Here is a 17838-nt window from a genome sequence, read left to right as displayed (position 1 = left end):
GGGTGATTGCACCAGCCTAGAGTCGATCGAGTGGTCGGAACCTTCAACACCCATCGACGCGTCATCGCCCTGACCGGGCCCCTGCTCCCCGTCGTCTCCTTCTTCGCCCGACTGCCCGTCGCGATGTCCCAGTTCGGGAGCGTCCTCCTGGTCGCCGAGACCAGCGGTTCCCTCGCCACCGCCGGCATCGTCGGCGGCACCCTCTCGGCCGGGCAGGTGGTCTTCGGCCCCGTCCTGGGCCGGCTCGCCGACCGACACGGGCAGCGGCCCGTCGTCCTCACCTCCGCGGCCGTCAACGCCGTCGCCACCGCGGCCCTCGTCGCGGGGGCCCTGGGCGGCCTCGCCACCCTCCCGCTCGCCGCGATCGGCGCCGTCACCGGCGCCTCCGTACCGCTGATCGGGCCCCTCGCCCGGACCCGCTCCGTCGCCCTCGCCCACCGCGCCGGGGCCGGCGAGGACGTGGTGGGCGCCGTCCACTCGCTCGAAGGCACCCTCGACGAGATGTCCTTCGTCTTCGGACCCGCCCTCGTCGGACTCGCCGCCCTCGTCGCCCACCCGGCCGTGGCTCTGGGCGGCGCCGCCGGACTCGTCGCCGTCTTCGGCACCGCCTTCGCCCTGCACCCCACCGCCGCGGCGACGGGCGGCGCCCCCGCCAAGGCGCGCGGCGAAGGCCCACGGGTCCGCCATCCCCTCCTCGTGCACGCCGTCCGCGGCTCGCTCGCCCTCCAGGGCGCCGTGTTCGGAGGCTGCCAGGCCGGAATCGCCGCGCTGACCACCCGGCTGGGCGTCCCCGGCCAGGCCGGGCTCGTCTACGCCGCCATGGGCGTGGTCAGCGCCGTCGTCGGCCTCGCGATCGGCGCGCTGCCCGCCCGCTTCGGGCTGCGCCTGCGCTGGCGGGTGGCCACCGCCGCCGCACTGGCCCTGTCGGTGCCGCTGCTGTTCACCGAGACCCTGTGGCCGCTGTACGCGGTCGTCACCGGGCTCGGTGCGGCCTGCGCCCCGCACCTCATCACCGCCTTCGCGCTGACCGAGCGCGCCGTCCAGCCGGCCCGGCTCGCCGAGTCGATGGCCTTCGCCGCCAGCTCACTGGTCGCCGGGCAGGCCATCGCGCTCGCCGTTTCCGGGCGGCTCGCCGAGTCGTACGGGCCCGCCGGGGCCTTCGCCGTGGCCGTCGGGGCGGCCGCGCTCTGTCTGGCCCTGGCCCTCGGCACCCGGGTACCGGCCGCCCGCCCGCAGGCCGGGCCGCGACCCCGGCGCAGCCGGCCGGTTCCCCGGTGAACGGCACCGGCTCCGGCACCGGCTCCGGCGACGGTACCGGCGCCGGAGCCGCCTACGCCGGGCGCTGAAGCACCACCAGGCACCGTCCCGTCAGCGCCACCCGGTCCCCGGCCGCGTACTGCGGTCCAGCGCCGGGTGGCAGTACCTCCGGCCGCGCCGTGTCCACCACCAGCCGCCACTGCGCCCCGTGCCCCGCCGGAATGGTGAAGTCCTGCGGCTCGGCGCCCGCGTTGAACATCAGCAGGAACGAGTCGTCGGTGATCCGCTCCCCGCGGCTGCCCGGCTCGGAGATCGCCTCCCCGTTGAGGAAGACCGTCAGCGCCCGCGCGTGCTGCGCCTGCCAGTCGCGGGCCCGCATCTCCTCGCCGTGCGGGGTGAACCACGCGATGTCCGACAGCTCGTCGTGCGTCCCCTCCACCGGCCGCCCGTGGAAGAACCGGCGCCGCCGGAACACCGGGTGGTCCCGGCGCAGCCACACCATCCGACGGGTGAACTCCAGCAGCTCGGGCGCAGGTTTGCCGGGCTCCGGCCAGCGCACCCACGACAACTCGTTGTCCTGGCAGTAGGCGTTGTTGTTGCCGTTCTGGGTCCGGCCGAACTCGTCGCCGTGACTGAGCATCGGCACGCCCTGCGACAGCATCAGGGTGGCCGTGAAGTTGCGCATCTGGCGCTCGCGCAGCTCCAGGATCTCCGGGTCCTCGGTCGGCCCCTCCACCCCGCAGTTCCAGGACCGGTTGTGCGTTTCGCCGTCCCGGTTGCCCTCGCGGTTCGCCTCGTTGTGCTTCTCGTTGTAGGAGACCAGGTCGTGCAGGGTGAAACCGTCGTGGCAGGTGGTGAAGTTGATCGACGCCAGCGGCCGCCGCCCGTCGTCCTGGTAGAGGTCCGAGGAGCCGGTCAGCCGCCCCGCGAACTCCGCCAGGGTGCGCGGCTGGCCGCGCCACAGGTCCCGTACGGTGTCGCGGTACTTGCCGTTCCACTCGGTCCACAGGGGCGGGAAGTTGCCCACCTGGTAGCCGCCCTCGCCCAGGTCCCAGGGCTCCGCGATCAGCTTGACCTGGCTGACCACCGGGTCCTGCTGGACCAGGTCGAAGAACGACGACAGCCGGTCCACCTCGTGGAACTGGCGGGCCAGCGTCGCCGCGAGGTCGAAGCGGAAGCCGTCCACGTGCATCTCGGTGACCCAGTACCGCAGCGAGTCCATGATCAGCTGGAGCACGTGCGGGGAGCGCATCAGCAGCGAGTTGCCGGTGCCGGTCGTGTCCATGTAGTGCCGCGGGTCCTCCGCCAGCCGGTAGTACGAGGCGTTGTCCAGCCCGCGGAAGGACAGCGTCGGCCCCAGGTGGTTCCCCTCGGCGGTGTGGTTGTAGACCACGTCCAGGATCACCTCGATCCCCGCCTCGTGCAGGGCCCGTACCGCCGACTTGAACTCCAGCACCTGCTGGCCCCGGTCACCTGAGGCGTAGCCGTTGTGCGGGGCGAAGAAGCCGATGGTGTTGTAGCCCCAGTAGTTGCTCAGCCCGTCGTTGACCAGCCGGTGGTCGTTGACGAACTGGTGCACCGGCATCAGTTCCAGCGCCGTCACCCCGAGCTTGACGAGGTGACCGATCACCGCCGGGTGGGCGAGCGCCCCGTACGTGCCGCGCAGCTCCTCCGGAAGGTCCGGATGGTTCATCGTCAGGCCCTTGACGTGGGCCTCGTACAGCACGGTGTGGTGGTACTCGTGGCGAGGCGGCCGGTCGTTGGCCCAGTCGAAGTACGGGTTCACCACGACCGAACTCATCGTGTGCGGGGCGGAGTCCAGGTCGTTGCGGGAGTCCGGCCGCCCGAAGTGGTAGCCGTACACCGCCTCGTTCCAGTTGACCTGACCGCTGATGGCCCGCGCGTACGGGTCCAGCAGCAGCTTCGCCGCGTTGCAGCGCCGGCCGCGCTCGGGCTCGTACGGGCCGTGCACGCGGAACCCGTAGCGCTGGCCGGGCATGACGCCCGGCAGGTAGGCGTGCCGGACGAAGGCGTCCGTCTCGCGCAGCTCCACGGCGGTCTCCGAACCGTCGTCGTGGAGCAGGCACAGCTCGATGCGTCGGGCGGCCTCGGAGTAGACCGCGAAGTTGGTGCCGGCGCCGTCGTAAGTGGCGCCGAGCGGATAAGCCTGTCCCGGCCAGACCTGCATAGATAACGACTCTTCCCATCCTGCTCCGACTGATGCGGTTGATCCGGCTGGACCACGTCACTGCCAGATCTTCCCCGAAAGAGGGTCCCCACGCGCGGACTTGGGCTGGTGCTGCCGGGTGACCCGCAGAGCTGATATGCGGGTCAGCGGACTGTCCGGGCATCGGATAATGGGTCAACGGACGGCCGTTGTAAGGGCCATCGGGCTGCACCGGGACGCGCGCGCGGAGTACCCTTCCGTGATCACTGGAGACGGGCGTCCAGACGCAGAAGGCGGTGCACGGGTGAGCTCGGGAGGTCTGGAGCTGCCCCCTGGTGACAGCGGTCACGAGGGTGGCCCGGCGGACACCGCCGGCGGAACCCCCGGCGGGGTCCCGGCCGGGGCGGTGTCGCTGGCCCCGCCGGCGGCGACCGGGGACGTGCGGGCCGGGGCGGAGCTGGACTGGGGCACGGAGGCCTGGAGCGAGGTCCGTACGCGGGCGCAGCGCGCGGGCCGTGCGTACATCTGGCTGAACCTGATCGAGCAGCGGCTGCGGTCGGTGGTCGGTGCGGTGCTGCGGCCGATCTACGAGCCGGTGCACGGCGGGGACGACTGGGTGGTCGCCGCCGCCGGGCCCGCCGGACAGGAGTGGGTGCAGCGGGCCGTGGCCGTGCGCGAGGTCAGCCGGCGCAAGGGCTACCTGCTGGACCCGGCCGACGACAACGTGCTGAGCTTCCTGACCCTCCCGCAGCTGCGCGAGCTGATGGTCCAGCACTGGCCCTGTTTCGAACCGTACTTCGACGACCGGCGGGAGATCGAGCTCGCCCTGGACGAGCTGGAGGTCACCCGTAACGTCGTCTCCCGCAACCGGGCCCTGTCACGGGCCGTGCTGGAGCAGGCGGAGCGGGCCTCGGCGCGGCTCCTGGAGGTCCTGGGCGGCGGCGCGGGCGGCCCGGCCGCCGACCGGCTGCCGATCGACGCCGTCGAGGACCTGGTGGGCGACCGGTACGCGGACGTCATCTCCGTCCACCCCGACCGGGTGCGGCTCCAGCGGCAGCTGCCCGCGGAGGACCTCTTCGGGGGAGCACGGCGGCTCGACGCCATCGGCATAGGGCTCAACCTGCTGGTCCAGAACTTCTCGGGCCGAAGACTCGTCCGGCTCACGGAGGCCGGCTGCCGGGTGCGGCTGCTGTTCCTGAACCCGGCGAGCAGCGCGGTCAAGCGGCGGGAACGGGAGCTCGGCCTGCGCAAGGGCGAGCTGAGCCGCTCGGTGGAGATGAACATCCTCCACGTCCGCCGGGTCCGCGCGGGCCTGCGGGACCCCTCGCGCTTCGAGATCCACGTCTTCGACGAGACCCCGCGCTTCACCGCCTACCTGGTGGAGGGGCAGGCCTCGGGCATCGCGGTCGTCCAGTCCTACCTGCGCCGGGCGCGCGGCATGGAATCCCCGGTCCTGGTGCTGCGCGGCGGCGGCCGCGGCGTCCCGAAGGACTCCGACCACGGGCTGTTCACGACGTACCGGGAGGAGTTCGAATCGGTGTGGGAGGACTCCCGGCCCGTGTCCTGACCGTCGCGGACCGAGCCCGACAGGGGGGCGTCGGCCGGCCTGTCAGTGCCCCGTGGCAGGCTGAAAGCCGTTGACCGAAGGTGTACGGGGGAGGGGCGCGGCATGGGGGACTGGCACGGCGGTGTGCTGATCGGGTTCGACCTGGAGACGACCGGCACGGAGCCGGGGGAGTCGCGGATCGTGACGGCGGCGCTGGTCGAGGTGCGGGGCGGTGAGGTCCGTGAGCGGCGCGGCTGGCTCGCGGACCCCGGGATACCGATCCCCGAACAGGCCTCGGCGATCCACGGCATCAGCACCGAGCGGGCGGTCGCCGAAGGGCGGCCGGTCCGTGACGTCGCGGACGAGGTCGCGCAGGCGCTGGTCGCGCACTGGCGGCGGGGAGCGGTGGTCGTCGCGTACAACGCGGCCTTCGACCTCACCCTGCTCACGGCGGAGCTGGCCAGGCACGGACTGCCGTCGCTGGCCGACCGGTTGGGCGGGGCGGAGACCGGGCCGGTGGTGGACCCGCTGACCATCGACCGGGCCGTGGACCGCTACCGGCGCGGCAAGCGGACCCTCGAGGCCGTCTGCGGGGTGTACGGGGTCACCCTCGACGCCGCGCACGACGCCGGGGCCGACGCGCTGGCCGCGGTCCAGGTGGCCCGGGCGATAGCCGAGCGGCATCCGGAGGTGGCCTCCCTCACCCCGGGCGACCTGCACGACCGGCAGGGCACCTGGCACGCGCGCTGGGCCCGGGACTTCCAGGCCTACCTGCGCCGTCAGGGCACCCCGGACGCGGTGATCGACACGGCGTGGCCCCTGCGGGGGCTGGTTCCGGCGTGACGCGGCACCCGTTCGGGCCGGCCGCCCCGCCTGACGCCGGGCACCCGCTCGGGCCGGCCGCCGGCCTGATGTCGCGTCAGCGCGTGCCCTCGTAGTCGCCGACCTTCTTGGAGACCTCCTTCTGGAGCGGTCCCATGCGGTCGACGAGCTGCTGGAAGTCGGCGGTCCGGCCGTCGGACCACTGGCCCATCGCGACCACCATGACACGGCCGTGCCCCGTGAAGGCCTGCACCAGCCCGCTGTCCGCGGGCAGGGACTTCAGGCCCGATCCGGGCGGCGGCCCCTGCACGGCCACCTGGTAGTCGTTGAAGGCCATGGCCAGCTCGGTCACCAGCTTCACGGTGTCCTGAGGGTCCTTCATCGTGAAGACGGCGAGGTTGAACTGGTTGTTCTGCGCGTCCTTGTAGAGCGCGACCTGCTCGCCGACACAGCCCGCGCTGTCCTCGATGAGGGCGGCCAGGCGGGGGCCGACCCCGTCGGGCTCGGTGCAGGACTCCATCACGACCGAGCCCAGCCTGGTGAAGGCCGCGCCGGAGCCGCCCTTGACCTCGGCCGGGAAGACCTCGGCCAGGGGGATCATCGGCCGGGCGTCCGGGGCGGCCCGTGTCGGGACGGCCGACGGAGCCGCGGCGGCCGCCTTGGCGGGTCCCGGTGCGGGGGTCTTGTCCTGCGGTGACGCATCCGTGAGCTTCAGCACGCCGAAGGCCGCGCCCACCGCGACCAGCACCAGGGCCGTGTTGAGGGGCCACGCCCGCTTGGGCCGGGCAGCGGGCCGCCCGGCCTCGCGCACGGGGGCGCCCTGGACGAAGTCCTCGTTCAGGACCACGTTCCACTTGTCGTCGTCCGGCCCGTCGTGGCCCGTGGGTATCTCGCTGTTCTTCGGCACGGACGAACCCTAGTGATCACCGCAGCCGATCTGAACAGCCCCAGGTCACAGCCTCATTACTATGTCGATCTAGGTCGGCGGACGGTCCTCGTCCCGGTCCTGTCCGGCGCTGCGCCCCTGGCTGTACTGGATGTGGAGCTCCCGCCCGCGGCCGGTTCCGGTTCGCAGCGTCGCGCAGTAGTGCGCGGAGCGGAAACGGCCGTGGACATGCCCGGGCCCCTCATCGGCGACCTCCCGGAAGAGCCCGGCGGTCTCCCGGAACACCTTCGCGCTGCCCGTCATGAACAGCGTCTCGGCGTGGACGTGCTGGTGGAACAGGTCGCGGTTCTCGGCGTGGTGGAGGGCCGCGTGGTCCATGCGGGGATACGAGTCCGAGACGGTCAGGCTCTGCGGGCGGCCCGCACCGAGCCGCGCCCGGAGCCCCTTCCAGCGCGCGGGCGCGAACTGGAGCGAGTGGTGCAGCAGGACGAGGTCGAGGGTGCGGGCCCCCGCCTCCACCCCGCCGGGGCGGCGCAGCGGGAGGTGGACCAGCGAGCGCGGCGAGGAGGCGGCCAGGGCCCACAGCCCGGCGATGAGTCGGCCGCCCTCCCGGTCGACGTGGACGTTGAGGAACCAGCCGTCGTCGACGAGCACGGCACGCTCCGGCGGCCGGGCCGGGCGTATGACCTGGAACTCCTCCGCACCGAGGCGGGCCCGGTGGAGGGTGACGGGCAATTTCATCCTGATGCCCCTCAGAAGGAGTGCCAGCGCATGGCGCGGTCGCCGTCGCGCAGGGAGGCCACCCGGCGGCGGAATTCGGCGAGCGCCTTCGGGTTGGTGGGGGCGTGCTGGGAGACCCAGGCGCAGCTGGCCGTCTCGCGGGCGCCGCGCAGGACCGCGCAGCCCTCCCACTCCCGGACGTCCCAGCCGTAGGCGGCGGTGAACGCCTCGTACGCCCCGGCCGGCAGTCCGTACCGGTCGCGGGAGAGGGCCATCACCACCAGGTCGTGCTCGCGCAGGTCCGCCGATACGGTCTCCAGGTCGACCAGGACCGGCCCGTCCGGGCCGACGTGGACGTTGCGCGGCAGGGCGTCCCCGTGCAGGGTGCCGGGGGTCAGGTGCGGGGTCAGGGCCGCCACCTCGCCCGCGTAGGCATCGCGCCGGGCCCGCAGGTACGCCGCGTCCGCCGGGTCGACGGCGTCCCCCGCCAGCCGCAGCCAGCGCTCGACCCCGGCCAGCAGGTCCCGCGCCGGCAGGGCGAACGGCGGCGCGGGCAGGGCGTGGACGGTGCGGAGCAGTACGGCCAGGTCCTCGGGGCCGGCGGGACGCACCGCGTCCGGCAGCCGGTGCCACAGGGTCACCGGGTGCCCGTCCACCAGCCGCGGCTTCGGCTCGGCCGCGCGGACCGCCGGTACCCCGGACTCGGCGAACCAGCCCGCCACCGCCAACTCCCGTTCGGCGCGCTCCAGCAGCGCCGCCTCGCGGCCCACCTTCACCACCAGCCCGCCCACGGCGAAGACGGCGTTCTCGCCCAGGGCCAGCAGCGCCGCGCCACCGCCCAGGCCGGCGGCCGCCAGTACGTCCCTGGCCCGCGCCTCGTCCATGTCGTTCTCCGGATCCGGATCGTCGTGAATGCGCCAAGTCTCCCATCCGGATGGGTGTTCAGAAGGAGGCGGCGGCTCTCGACATATGCATTGCACGAGACGTCTCGTCTCGTTATGGTCGATGCATGACCTCAGCCAAGCCCGCACACATCGCCATGTTCTCCATCGCCGCCCACGGGCACGTGAACCCGAGCATCGAGGTGATCCGGGAACTCGTCGCCCGGGGCCACCGCGTCAGCTACGCCATCCCGGCCCCCTTCGCCGAGAAGATCGCGGAGACCGGCGCCACGCCGGTGATCTACCGCTCGACCCTCCCCACCGACGACGACCCGGAGGCCTGGGGAACCGAACTCATCGACCACCTGGAGCCGTTCCTGAACGACGCCGTCCAGGCCCTCCCGCAGCTCGCGGCCGCCTTCGAGGGCGACGAGCCGGACCTCGTCCTCCACGACATCACCTCCTACCCGGCGCCCGTCCTCGCCCGCCGCTGGGGCGTCCCCGCCATCTCCCTCTCACCGAACCTGGTCGCCTGGGAGGGGTACGAGGAGGAGGTCGCCGAGCCGATGTTCGCCGGGCTGAAGGCCTCCGAGCGCGGGCAGGCGTACTACGCCCGCTTCGCCGACTGGCTCACCCGGAACGGCCTCGACGGGGACGTCGACCGCTTCCAGGGCCGCCCGCGCCGCAGCCTCGTCCTCATCCCCAAGGTGCTCCAGCCGCACGCCGACCGCGTCGACACGTCCGTCCACACCTTCGTCGGCGCCTGCCAGGGCGACCGCACCGCCACCCAGGGCAGCTGGCGGCGGCCGCCGGCCGCCGAGGGCAGGAAGCTGCTGCTCGTCTCGCTCGGCTCCGCCTTCACCAAGCAGCCCGCCTTCTACCGCGCCTGCGCCGAGGCCTTCGCAGACCTGCCGGACTGGTACGTCGTCCTCCAGATCGGCAGGTTCACCGACGAGGCCGAGCTGGGCGCCCTCCCCGCCAACGTCGAGGTCCACCGTTGGGTCCCCCAACTGGACATCCTGCGCCGCGCGGACGCCTTCATCACCCACGCGGGCGCCGGCGGCAGCCAGGAAGGCCTGGCCACCGGCACCCCGATGGTCGCCGTCCCCCAGGCCGTCGACCAGTTCGGCAACGCCGACATGCTGGTCTCCCTGGGCGTGGCCCGGCACGTCCCGATGGCCGAAGCGGACGCGGCGACCCTCCGGGAGGCCGTCCTCGCCCTCGTCTCGGACCCCGAGGTCGCGGCCCGCTGCGAGGCGGTCCGCGCGCAGACCGCCACCGAGGGCGGCACCCGGCAGGCCGCCGACCTCATCGAGGCCGAACTGTCACACCCAGTCCCTAGGCTTGCCCCATGACGAAGAAGACGGAGACCAGGAGATACGCGGCGCTGCTGCGCGGCATCAACGTCGGCGGCAACAAGAAGGTCCCGATGGCGGAGCTGCGCTCCGTGCTGGAGGGGCTCGGGCACGGCGACGTGCAGACCTACCTGCAGAGCGGCAATGCCGTCTTCACCAGCGCGAAGCGGGACCCGGCGGCCCTCGCCCGGGAACTGGAGGCCGCCCTCGAGGCCCACTTCGGCTTCCGGGTGGCGTGCCTGGTCCTCGACGGTCCCCGTCTGCGCGCCGTCGCCGAGGCCTGTCCCTTCCCGGCCGCCGAGCTGGAGGGCAGGCAGCTCCACGCCACCTTCTTCTCCGAACAGCCCGGTGCGGAGCGCTTCGCCGCGATCGACGCGGCCGCCTTCCTCCCGGAGGAGTACCGGCTCGGCGACCGCGTCCTCTACCTCTACGCGCCCGAAGGCCTGGGCCGCTCCAAGCTGGCCGAGGCCCTCGCCAGACCCGCCGTGACCAAGGGCATCGACGCGACCACCCGCAACTGGAACACCGTCGCCAAGCTCGTCGAACTGACCTCGGCCACGGGCTGACCCGCCCTACAGCGCGTCGAGCACCGCCATCTCGCGCGGCGACAGGTGGATCGTCGCGGCGTCCAGGTTCTGCGCCAGGTGGGCCGGGGAACCGGTGCCCGGCGTGGGGCACAGGACGGGGGAGTGGTGCAGCAGCCAGGCCAGCGCGACCTGGCCCGTCCCCGCACCGTGCGCCGCGGCCACCGCCGTGAGGGCCGCCGCGCTCTCCCGGGTCAGCGAGCCGCTGCCCAGCGGGTAGTACGGGAGGAAGGCGATCCCCCGCTCCTCGCACAGCGCGAGCACGTCCGCCGAGCCGCGCTCCAGCAGGTTGTAGGCGTTCTGCACCGAGGCGACCGGGACCGACTCCAGCGCGAGCCGCAGCTGCTCCGCGGTGACGGAGTCCAGGCCGATGTGCCGGATCTTGCCCTCCGCCCGCAACTCCGCGAGAGCGCCGAGCTGTTCCGCCATTGGGACCGACGGATCGAAGCGGTGCAGCTGGTAGAGGTCGATGCGCTCCACCCGCAGCCGCCGCAGGCTCGCCTCGCACATCTCCCGCAGCTGCTCCGGGCGGCCCGCCACGTGCCACTGGTCGGGACCGGTGCGCACCACCCCGCCCTTGGTGGCGATGACCAGCTGCTCCCTGTACGGGTGCAGGGCGTCGGCGATCAGCTCCTCCGCCAGGTCGGGGCCGTAGTTGTCGGCCGTGTCGATCAGGGTGACCCCGCGCTCCACCGCCGTGCGCAGCAGCTCCCGGGCCTCCGCGCGCCCGCCCCGCGGACCCCAGTAGCCCGGGCCGACGAGACCGCCCGTGCCGAACCCGAGCCGCCGAACCGGCAGATCCCCGCCCACGTCGAATATCTCTTCCGCCATGCCCCGACCGTAACGCAGGGCGCCGGATGTGCCAGGCTCATGGCATGCGTTACATCATCATCGGCGCGGGCGCGGTGGGCGCCACCATCGGCGGACGGCTCGCGGAGGCGGGCGGCGAGGTCGTCCTCGTCGCGCGCGGCGCACACGCACAGGCCCTGCGGGCCGACGGGCTGCGGCTCACGACGGCGGACGGGGAGCGCGTACACCGGCTGCCCGTGGTCACCGGACCGGCCGAACTGGGCGAACTGCGGCCCGACGACGTCCTGCTGCTGGCCGTCAAGACCCAGGACGCGATCGCCGCGCTCGACGCCTGGGGCGACGCGGAGGTCGCGGGCGGCGGAACGGCGGCGCAGCGGCTGCCGGTGCTGTGCGCGCAGAACGGTGTGGAGAGCGAGCGGCTGGCCCTGCGGCGCTTCGCGCGCGTGTACGGGATGTGCGTCTGGCTGCCCGCCACCTTCCTGGAGCCCGGCGTCGTCTCCGCGCTGTGCGCGCCGCTGACCGGCATCCTGCACCTGGGCCCGGCCGCGGGCGGTACGGACGCACTCGCCCGGGCGGTCGCGGCCGACCTGGGGAAGGCCGGCTTCGAGGCGCCGGTCGTCGGGGACGTGATGCGGTGGAAGTACGCGAAGCTGCTGGGGAATCTCGGCAACGCGATCCAGGCGACGACGGGCCCGGAGCCGGAGCCGGCGAAGGGCGCGCTGCTGCTGCGGGCCGTCCGCGAGGCGAAGGCCGCCTTCGGCGCCGCGGGCATCGCCTACGCCTCGGAGGCCGAGCAGTCGGCGGCGCGCGACGGCAAGGTGGAACAGCCGCCCGGCGTCCGCGGCGGATCCTCCTGGCAGAGCCTGGCCCGCGGAACCGGCTCGGTGGAGGCCGACTACCTGAACGGGGAGATCTGCCTGCTCGGCCGCCTGCACGGGGTCCCGACCCCGGTCAACGACGTCCTGCGGCACGCCGCGAACATCTTCGCGCGCGAAGGCCTGCCCCCGGGCGCGATGTCCGCCGAGGACCTCACGGCCCTGGCCGACGAGGCGGCGGCCAGGGCCTAGAAGTCACGTCAGAACGTGCGGTCGCTGCGCCAGGTGGACTGGCTGGACGGGTTGTTCAGGTCGACGGTGAGGCCGGAGAGGCGGCCGTCCGCGCCGCGGGTGCCGGTGTACCGGCCCCGGGGACCGTGGTTCCACTGGACGACGAAGTAGATGTCGTTCCCGGTGACGGCGCCCTCCTGCAGGGTCCCCACGGTGCCGCCGGACGACGTGCTTCCGTAGAGGTTCCCCGCGGCGTCCTGCCGCACGTCGATCCGCACGGTGGCGTTGGTCTGGAAGATGGTCCAGACCCCACTGGCGTTGAAGAACGCCACCGCCCGGGCCTCCCGCACCGCACTCGGTGCACTGGCGGGGGCGGCGTTCGCGGGGGCGGTGAGACCCGCCCCCGCGAGGGACAGGATCAGAGCGGCGGCGGAGGTGGTGAGGAGGCTGCGCGTACGGCGTGACATGGACATAAGCCCTCCAGGGGCGGCCAGGACGATCGATTCCGTTGCGTGGTGCACGGAACCTCACGGCTGGGCTACCCGCGCTTCGCGAAGGCGAGCCCTGGATTCACTCGAACGAGAATCAGGCCGCGGCGAGGAGCGGCACCCCGACGGCCGCCGCGTCGTAGCGGCGCAGCAGCAGGCGGGCCAGCTCGGGAGCCGCGCCGAGCACGTCGGCCACCACGTCCGCCCCGGCGGCCTCGGCGCCCGCCGCGATGCGGTCCGGCAGCCGGCCGGGGGCGATGACGTACGGGGCCACCGCCACCCGGGCGAAGCCCTCGGCGCGCAGGGCCCGTACGGCGTCCTCGGTACGGGAGAAGCCCGGGGGAAAGGCTCCGGAGGCGAACGCAGGCCGCACGGCGCACCAACCGGTGTGCCGCCACTCCCGCGCGGTTTCAGCGATCGCTGCGATCGCCTCCGGGTCTGTGGAGCCGGCGGACGCGAGCACCACCGCGGTGGTGGCGCGGTCCGCCGGGGTGATTCCGGCCTCGGCCAGCCGCAGTTCGAGGGCCGAGAGCAGGAGCGGCGACGGACCGAGGACATCGGCCACGCGCACGCGGAGCCCCGGCAGCCGGGCCGTCGATTCGGCCAGCGCCGCCGGGATGTCGGACTTCGCGTGGAAGGCCCGGGTGAGGAGCAGCGGGAGGGCCACGACCTCTCGTACGCCCGACAGGTGGAGCGAGGACAGGACCTGCCCGACCGTCGGGGCGTTGAAGTCGAGGAACGCGGTCTCCACCCGCACCCCGGGCCGCAGCGCCCGCGCGCGCCGGGTGAGGGCGTGCACGGTCGCGGCGTGCCGCGGGTCGCGGCTGCCGTGGGCGATGACCAGGAGTGCGGGTGCGCCGGTCATGGCGGTCAGCTCTTGACCAGCAGGCCGCGGCTGCGCAGCACCCACCGCTCGACCGGGCTGAAGATCAGCAGGTCGATCGCGATGCCGACGACCAGGATCAGGATGATCGCGAGGAACACGCCCGGCAGGTCGATGTTGTTGCGGCCGTTCTCCAGCAGCTGACCCAGGCCCAGGCCCAGGTCGGGGGAGCTGGCGATGATCTCGGCGGCCATCAGCGAGCGCCAGGAGAAGGCCCAGCCCTGCTTCAGACCGGCCAGGTAGCCGGGCAGGGCGGCCGGCATGACGATGTGCCGGGCCCCGCGCAGGCCGGTGGCGCCCAGGGTGCGGCCGGCCCGCAGGAACAGCGGCGGCACCTGGTCGATGCCGGAGACGAGGCCGTTGGCGATGGACGGGACGGCGCCCAGCAGGATCACCGTGTACATCATGGCGTCGTTGAGGCCGAACCACAGGACGGCCGGGGGCACCCACGCCACGGACGGCAGCGACTGGAGGCCCTGGAGGATCGGGCCGATCGCGGCGCGGACGAACTTCACCCGGGCGACGAGCAGACCCAGCGGGGTGCCGATTGCCAGGGCCAGCAGGAAGCCGAGCAGACCGCGCGAGACGCTGGTCCAGACGACCTCGAGCAGGGTGCCCTTGAGCCACATGTCGGACAGGCTGTCCCAGACCGCGGACAGCGGGGGCAGCTTGGTCTCCTCGGTGACCTTCGCCGCGACGAGGATCTGCCAGACCAGGAGGACGAGGCCCACGGCCAGGAACGGCGGCAGGACCTTCTTGAAGAGGACCTCACGGACGGGGGTGCGGTGGGTCTGGACGGCGTCGAGGGCGTCCAGCCCGGCCTCCAGGCCCGCCAGGTCGTCGGTCTTGCCCTTGGCCGCGACCGTCGGGGTGGTGTCAGTGCTGGCCATGGCGGCGGATCTCCCCACGCAGGTGTTCAGTGATCTCAAGGGACAGCTCCGCGACGTCCGCGTCCTCGATGCGGCGCGGCTGCGGGATGTCCACGGTCCATTCCTTCGCGACCCGGCCGGGCCGCGAGGAGAGCAGGACGACGCGCTCGGCGAGCCGCACCGCCTCGCGGACGTTGTGGGTGACGAAGAGGACGGAGAGGCCCGTCTCGGCCCAGATGCGCGTGAGTTCGCCGTGCAGTACGTCACGCGTGATGGCGTCGAGGGCGGCGAACGGCTCGTCCATCAGCAGCAGCCGGCTGTCCTGGGCGAGCGCCCGGGCCAGGGCCACGCGCTGGCGCATGCCGCCGGACAGCTCGTGCACGCGCTTGCCGTACGCGCCGCCGAGGCGGACCAGCTCCAGCAGCCGCTCGGCCTCCGGCTTGCGATCGGCCTTGGCCACCCCGCGCAGACGCAGGGCCAGTTCGATGTTCTTGCCCGCGGTGAGCCACGGGAAGAGGGCGTGCTCCTGGAACATGAGCGCCGGACGGCCGCCGGGGGTCTCGATGGACCCCGCGGACGGCTTGTCCAGGCCCGCGACCAGGTTCAGCAGGGTGGACTTGCCACACCCCGAGGCCCCCAGGATGGTGACGAACTCTCCGGGAGCGACATCGAGGCTGATGTCGTCCAGGACGAGCTGCGATCCGGCCGGGCCGGAGAAGGACTTCGAGACGTGCTCGATGCGCGCGGCGTGCGTGAGCTGCTCCGCTGCGATGCCCTCGGCAGCCTTGGCAAGCGTGGTGGCCATGGTCGTCACCTCCTGGGTTTGCTGGGATTACGGGATTACTTGGCGCCGAGACCGGCGTCGGAGACCTCGGGCTTGCCGGCGGCCTTCAGGACCTTGTTCAGGAGCGTCAGGTCGTAGATGCCGGCCAGGTCGGGCTGCTCGATGAGCTTGGCCTTGACCGCGTAGTCGGCCTGCGCCTTCAGCGTCGTGGCCAGCGGGTCGTCGGTGACGAGGATGCTCGACCACGCCGGGTCGATGACCTTCGCGTCGAGCGGCTTGCCGCCCTCCGCCGCCAGCTTGGCGTTCGCGGAGGCCTTCGCCTTGTCCGGGTTGGCGTTGATCCACTCGTTGGTCTTCACCGTGCCCGCCAGGACGGCCTCGACCACGTCGGGGTGTTCCTTGAGGAACTTCTGCGACACGATGACGTTCGTGATCACGAACTTCTTGTCGGGCCACAGGGTGGTCTCGTCGAGGAGGACGGAGCCGCCCTCGGAGACCAGCTTGGAGGCCGTGGGCTCGGGCACCCAGGCGCCGTCGATCGAGCCCTGCTTGAAGGCGTCCGGGGTGACCTTGTTGTCCGTACGGACGACGGAGACGTCACCCTTGCCGGACTCCGCGTCGACCGTCCAGCCCTTCTCCGAGATCCAGTTGAGGAACGCGACGTCCTGCGTGTTCCCCTTCTGCGGGGTGGCGATCTTCTTGCCCTTGAGGTCGTCCAGGGTCTTGATCTTGTCCGGGTTCACGACCAGCTTGACGCCGCCGGAGGCGGAGCCGGAGATGATCCGCAGGTTGGAGCCCTTGGACTTCACGTAGCCGTTGATCGACGGCGAGGGGCCGATGAAGCCGATGTCGAGAGAGCCGCCGTTGAGGGCCTCGATCTCGGACGGGCCGGCGTTGAAGGACTGCGGCTTGATCGTGGTGCCGCCCAGTTCCTTCTGGATCAGGCCCTCCTGCAGGCCGACCAGCGCGGTGGCGTGCGTCAGGTTCGGGAAGTACCCGATCCGGACCTCGGAGGCCGAGAGCTTCTTGCCGCCGGTGGCGGCCGCGTTCGCCGGCTTGTCGGCGGTCTTCTCGGCCTGGGAGCCGTAGCCGCAGGAGGCGAGCACGCCGATCAGCAGCGGCAGGGCGGCAGCGGCGACGACGCCACGGCGCAGGGTGGTACGGGTGGTGCGGATGGCAGGCACGGGAGGACTTCCTCTCGTGACGTGGTCATCTCATGACACACGTCTTCGTCTGTGGAGCAAGGGCGGGTACGGCTCGTGGGCGCGAAGGCGGGATGCCGACGGCAATGCGGTCATCGCGCACATCGCGCCACCCCTCCCTGGCCGCTGCCGAGGGCGCCGCTGCCCACGCGGCCGCCCTCCTTCGCGAAGGTGGAGTAGATGTCGGAGGGCATGGGTTAGAAGTCCCACCCTTCTTCATCCGCCTGAACGGTGGTCTCTGCCTTGGAGGCGAAGGACTCGCCGGCCATGCCCGCCGCCAGGGTGGTGCCGTCGGCCGGGTCGATCAGCAGGAAGGACCCGGTGCGGCGCGAGTCGGCGTACGCGTCGAGCGCGAGCGGCTCGGCGGTACGGACGACCACGCGGCCGATGTCGTTGGCCACCAGCTGTCCGGGGTTCGGGTGCTGGGACAGGTCGTCCAGGGTCAGCCGCGAGGGGATCTCCTTGACGATCGCCTTCACCGTGCGCGTCGTGTGCTTGATCAGCACACGGGCGCCCACGGACAGGGGCTGGTCCGCCACGTGGCAGACCGTCGCCTCGACGTCCTGCGTGGTGGCCGGGGCGCTCGCGGACGGCGCGATCAGGTCGCCGCGCGAGATGTCGATGTCGTCCGTCAGGCGCAGGGTCACCGACTGCGGGGCCCAGGCGATGTCGACGCTCTCGCCGAGCGCGTCGATGCCCGCGATCGTGCTCGTACGGCCCGAGGGCAGCACGGTCACGGCCTCGCCGACGCGCAGCACGCCGGAGGCGATCTGGCCCGCGTAGCCGCGGTAGTCGGGGTGCTCGGCGGACTGCGGACGGATCACGTACTGCACCGGGAAACGCGCCGGGCAGGCGGTGAGGTCGTGGCTGACCGGGACGGTCTCCAGGTGCTCCAGCACCGTCGGGCCGCCGTACCAGTCCATGTGGGCGGACGGCTCGACCACGTTGTCCCCGGCCAGGGCCGAGATCGGGATGGCGGTGATCTCCGGGACGCCCAGGTCCGAGGCGTACGCGGTGAACTCCTCGGCGATGGCCGCGAAGACCGACTCCTCGTAGCCCACCAGGTCCATCTTGTTCACGGCCAGCACCACGTGCGGGACGCGCAGCAGCGCGGCGACGGCCGCGTGCCGGCGGGTCTGCTCGATCACGCCGTTGCGGGCGTCGACCAGGACCACGGCCAGGTCGGCGGTGGAGGCGCCGGTGACCATGTTGCGCGTGTACTGCACGTGCCCCGGGGTGTCCGCGAGGATGAACCGGCGGCGCGCGGTGGCGAAGTAGCGGTACGCCACGTCGATGGTGATGCCCTGCTCGCGCTCGGCCCGCAGGCCGTCGGTGAGCAGCGCGAGGTCGGGCGCCTCCTGGCCGCGCTGGGCGGAGACGGCCTCGACGGCCTCCATCTGGTCGGTCAGGACCGACTTGGAGTCGTGCAGCAGCCGGCCGACCAGCGTGGACTTGCCGTCGTCGACGGATCCGGCGGTCGCGAAGCGCAGCAGCGTGGTCGCCGCGAGGTCGGCGAACTGCTCGGTGGTGCTGGTCAT

16 protein-coding genes and 1 pseudogene are annotated in these 17838 nt (G+C 72.7%); 6 read left to right on the top strand and 11 right to left on the bottom strand.

Annotation, left to right across the window (positions count from 1 at the left end; translation table 11 throughout):
* Window positions 1-30: 30 nt before the first annotated feature.
* The gene (locus tag ACIP5M_RS13280; protein ID WP_401195876.1) at window positions 31-1278 is read left to right on the top strand and encodes an MFS transporter; all 1248 of its coding nucleotides are present in this window, start codon (window positions 31-33) and stop codon (window positions 1276-1278) included.
* Window positions 1279-1330: 52 nt separating this feature from the next.
* On the opposite strand, the gene glgX is transcribed toward ACIP5M_RS13280, so the two are convergent.
* On the bottom strand, window positions 1331-3445 hold the full coding sequence (glgX, locus tag ACIP5M_RS13275; RefSeq protein WP_401195874.1) for a glycogen debranching protein GlgX: 2115 nt from the start codon (window positions 3443-3445) through the stop codon (window positions 1331-1333).
* Window positions 3446-3728: 283 nt separating this feature from the next.
* On the opposite strand from glgX, the gene ACIP5M_RS13270 reads away from it, so the two are divergent.
* Together ACIP5M_RS13270 and ACIP5M_RS13265 are read left to right on the top strand one after the other, a co-directional pair.
* A complete protein-coding gene (locus tag ACIP5M_RS13270) occupies window positions 3729-4991 on the top strand; it encodes an SAV2148 family HEPN domain-containing protein (protein WP_401195871.1) in 1263 nt (420 codons plus the stop codon).
* A gap of 102 nt (window positions 4992-5093) precedes the next feature.
* Entirely contained in the window at window positions 5094-5813 is a 720-nt protein-coding gene (locus tag ACIP5M_RS13265) for a 3'-5' exonuclease (protein ID WP_401195869.1), read from the top strand.
* A 76-nt stretch (window positions 5814-5889) separates the two neighbouring features.
* On the opposite strand, the gene ACIP5M_RS13260 is transcribed toward ACIP5M_RS13265, so the two are convergent.
* The 3 genes from ACIP5M_RS13260 to ACIP5M_RS13250 all read right to left on the bottom strand — a co-directional run bounded on the left by ACIP5M_RS13260 (window position 5890) and on the right by ACIP5M_RS13250 (window position 8282).
* Window positions 5890-6699: a hypothetical protein gene (locus ACIP5M_RS13260; protein WP_401195866.1), complete on the bottom strand. Its 810-nt coding sequence runs from the start codon at window positions 6697-6699 to the stop codon at window positions 5890-5892.
* 69 nt (window positions 6700-6768) lie between these two features.
* The gene (locus ACIP5M_RS13255) at window positions 6769-7419 is read right to left on the bottom strand and encodes a hypothetical protein (RefSeq protein WP_401195864.1); all 651 of its coding nucleotides are present in this window, start codon (window positions 7417-7419) and stop codon (window positions 6769-6771) included.
* Window positions 7420-7430: 11 nt separating this feature from the next.
* Window positions 7431-8282, bottom strand: a complete 852-nt coding sequence (locus tag ACIP5M_RS13250; protein ID WP_401195862.1) for an aminoglycoside phosphotransferase family protein — start codon at window positions 8280-8282, stop codon at window positions 7431-7433.
* A 90-nt stretch (window positions 8283-8372) separates the two neighbouring features.
* Here ACIP5M_RS13250 and mgt point away from each other — a divergent pair.
* Window positions 8373-9634, top strand: a pseudogene (mgt, locus tag ACIP5M_RS13245) (macrolide-inactivating glycosyltransferase).
* Window positions 9631-10200, top strand: a complete 570-nt coding sequence (locus ACIP5M_RS13240) for a DUF1697 domain-containing protein (RefSeq protein ID WP_401195860.1) — start codon at window positions 9631-9633, stop codon at window positions 10198-10200. Before mgt ends, ACIP5M_RS13240 begins: the two are co-directional and overlap by 4 nt.
* 6 nt (window positions 10201-10206) lie before the next feature.
* On the opposite strand, the gene ACIP5M_RS13235 is transcribed toward ACIP5M_RS13240, so the two are convergent.
* A complete protein-coding gene (locus tag ACIP5M_RS13235; protein WP_401195857.1) occupies window positions 10207-11049 on the bottom strand; it encodes an aldo/keto reductase in 843 nt (280 codons plus the stop codon).
* A 44-nt stretch (window positions 11050-11093) separates the two neighbouring features.
* Here ACIP5M_RS13235 and ACIP5M_RS13230 point away from each other — a divergent pair, with 44 nt between their 5' ends.
* On the top strand, window positions 11094-12095 hold the full coding sequence (locus ACIP5M_RS13230; RefSeq protein ID WP_401195854.1) for a ketopantoate reductase family protein: 1002 nt from the start codon (window positions 11094-11096) through the stop codon (window positions 12093-12095).
* An 8-nt stretch (window positions 12096-12103) separates the two neighbouring features.
* On the opposite strand, the gene ACIP5M_RS13225 is transcribed toward ACIP5M_RS13230, so the two are convergent.
* The 6 genes from ACIP5M_RS13225 to ACIP5M_RS13200 form a co-directional block, all read right to left on the bottom strand.
* Window positions 12104-12547: a hypothetical protein gene (locus ACIP5M_RS13225; RefSeq protein WP_401195852.1), complete on the bottom strand. Its 444-nt coding sequence runs from the start codon at window positions 12545-12547 to the stop codon at window positions 12104-12106.
* 112 nt (window positions 12548-12659) lie between these two features.
* The gene (locus tag ACIP5M_RS13220; RefSeq protein ID WP_401195849.1) at window positions 12660-13427 is read right to left on the bottom strand and encodes a sirohydrochlorin chelatase; all 768 of its coding nucleotides are present in this window, start codon (window positions 13425-13427) and stop codon (window positions 12660-12662) included.
* Between the two features lie 5 nt (window positions 13428-13432).
* Window positions 13433-14335, bottom strand: coding sequence for an ABC transporter permease (locus tag ACIP5M_RS13215; protein WP_401195846.1), 903 nt, complete (start codon window positions 14333-14335; stop codon window positions 13433-13435).
* Window positions 14322-15119 (bottom strand): ABC transporter ATP-binding protein, encoded by a 798-nt coding sequence (locus ACIP5M_RS13210; RefSeq protein WP_401195843.1) that lies wholly within the window; start codon window positions 15117-15119, stop codon window positions 14322-14324. Before ACIP5M_RS13210 ends, ACIP5M_RS13215 begins: the two co-directional genes overlap by 14 nt.
* Window positions 15120-15154: 35 nt before the next feature.
* A complete protein-coding gene (locus tag ACIP5M_RS13205; protein ID WP_401196322.1) occupies window positions 15155-16273 on the bottom strand; it encodes an aliphatic sulfonate ABC transporter substrate-binding protein in 1119 nt (372 codons plus the stop codon).
* A 224-nt stretch (window positions 16274-16497) separates the two neighbouring features.
* On the bottom strand, window positions 16498-17838 hold the full coding sequence (locus ACIP5M_RS13200; protein WP_401195841.1) for a sulfate adenylyltransferase subunit 1: 1341 nt from the start codon (window positions 17836-17838) through the stop codon (window positions 16498-16500).

The sequence above is a fragment of the Streptomyces sp. NPDC088762 genome, assembly GCF_044750905.1.
In the GTDB taxonomy this organism is placed as follows: Bacteria; Actinomycetota; Actinomycetes; order Streptomycetales; family Streptomycetaceae; genus Streptomyces.
This window is presented reverse-complemented; position numbering and strand designations above follow the sequence as displayed.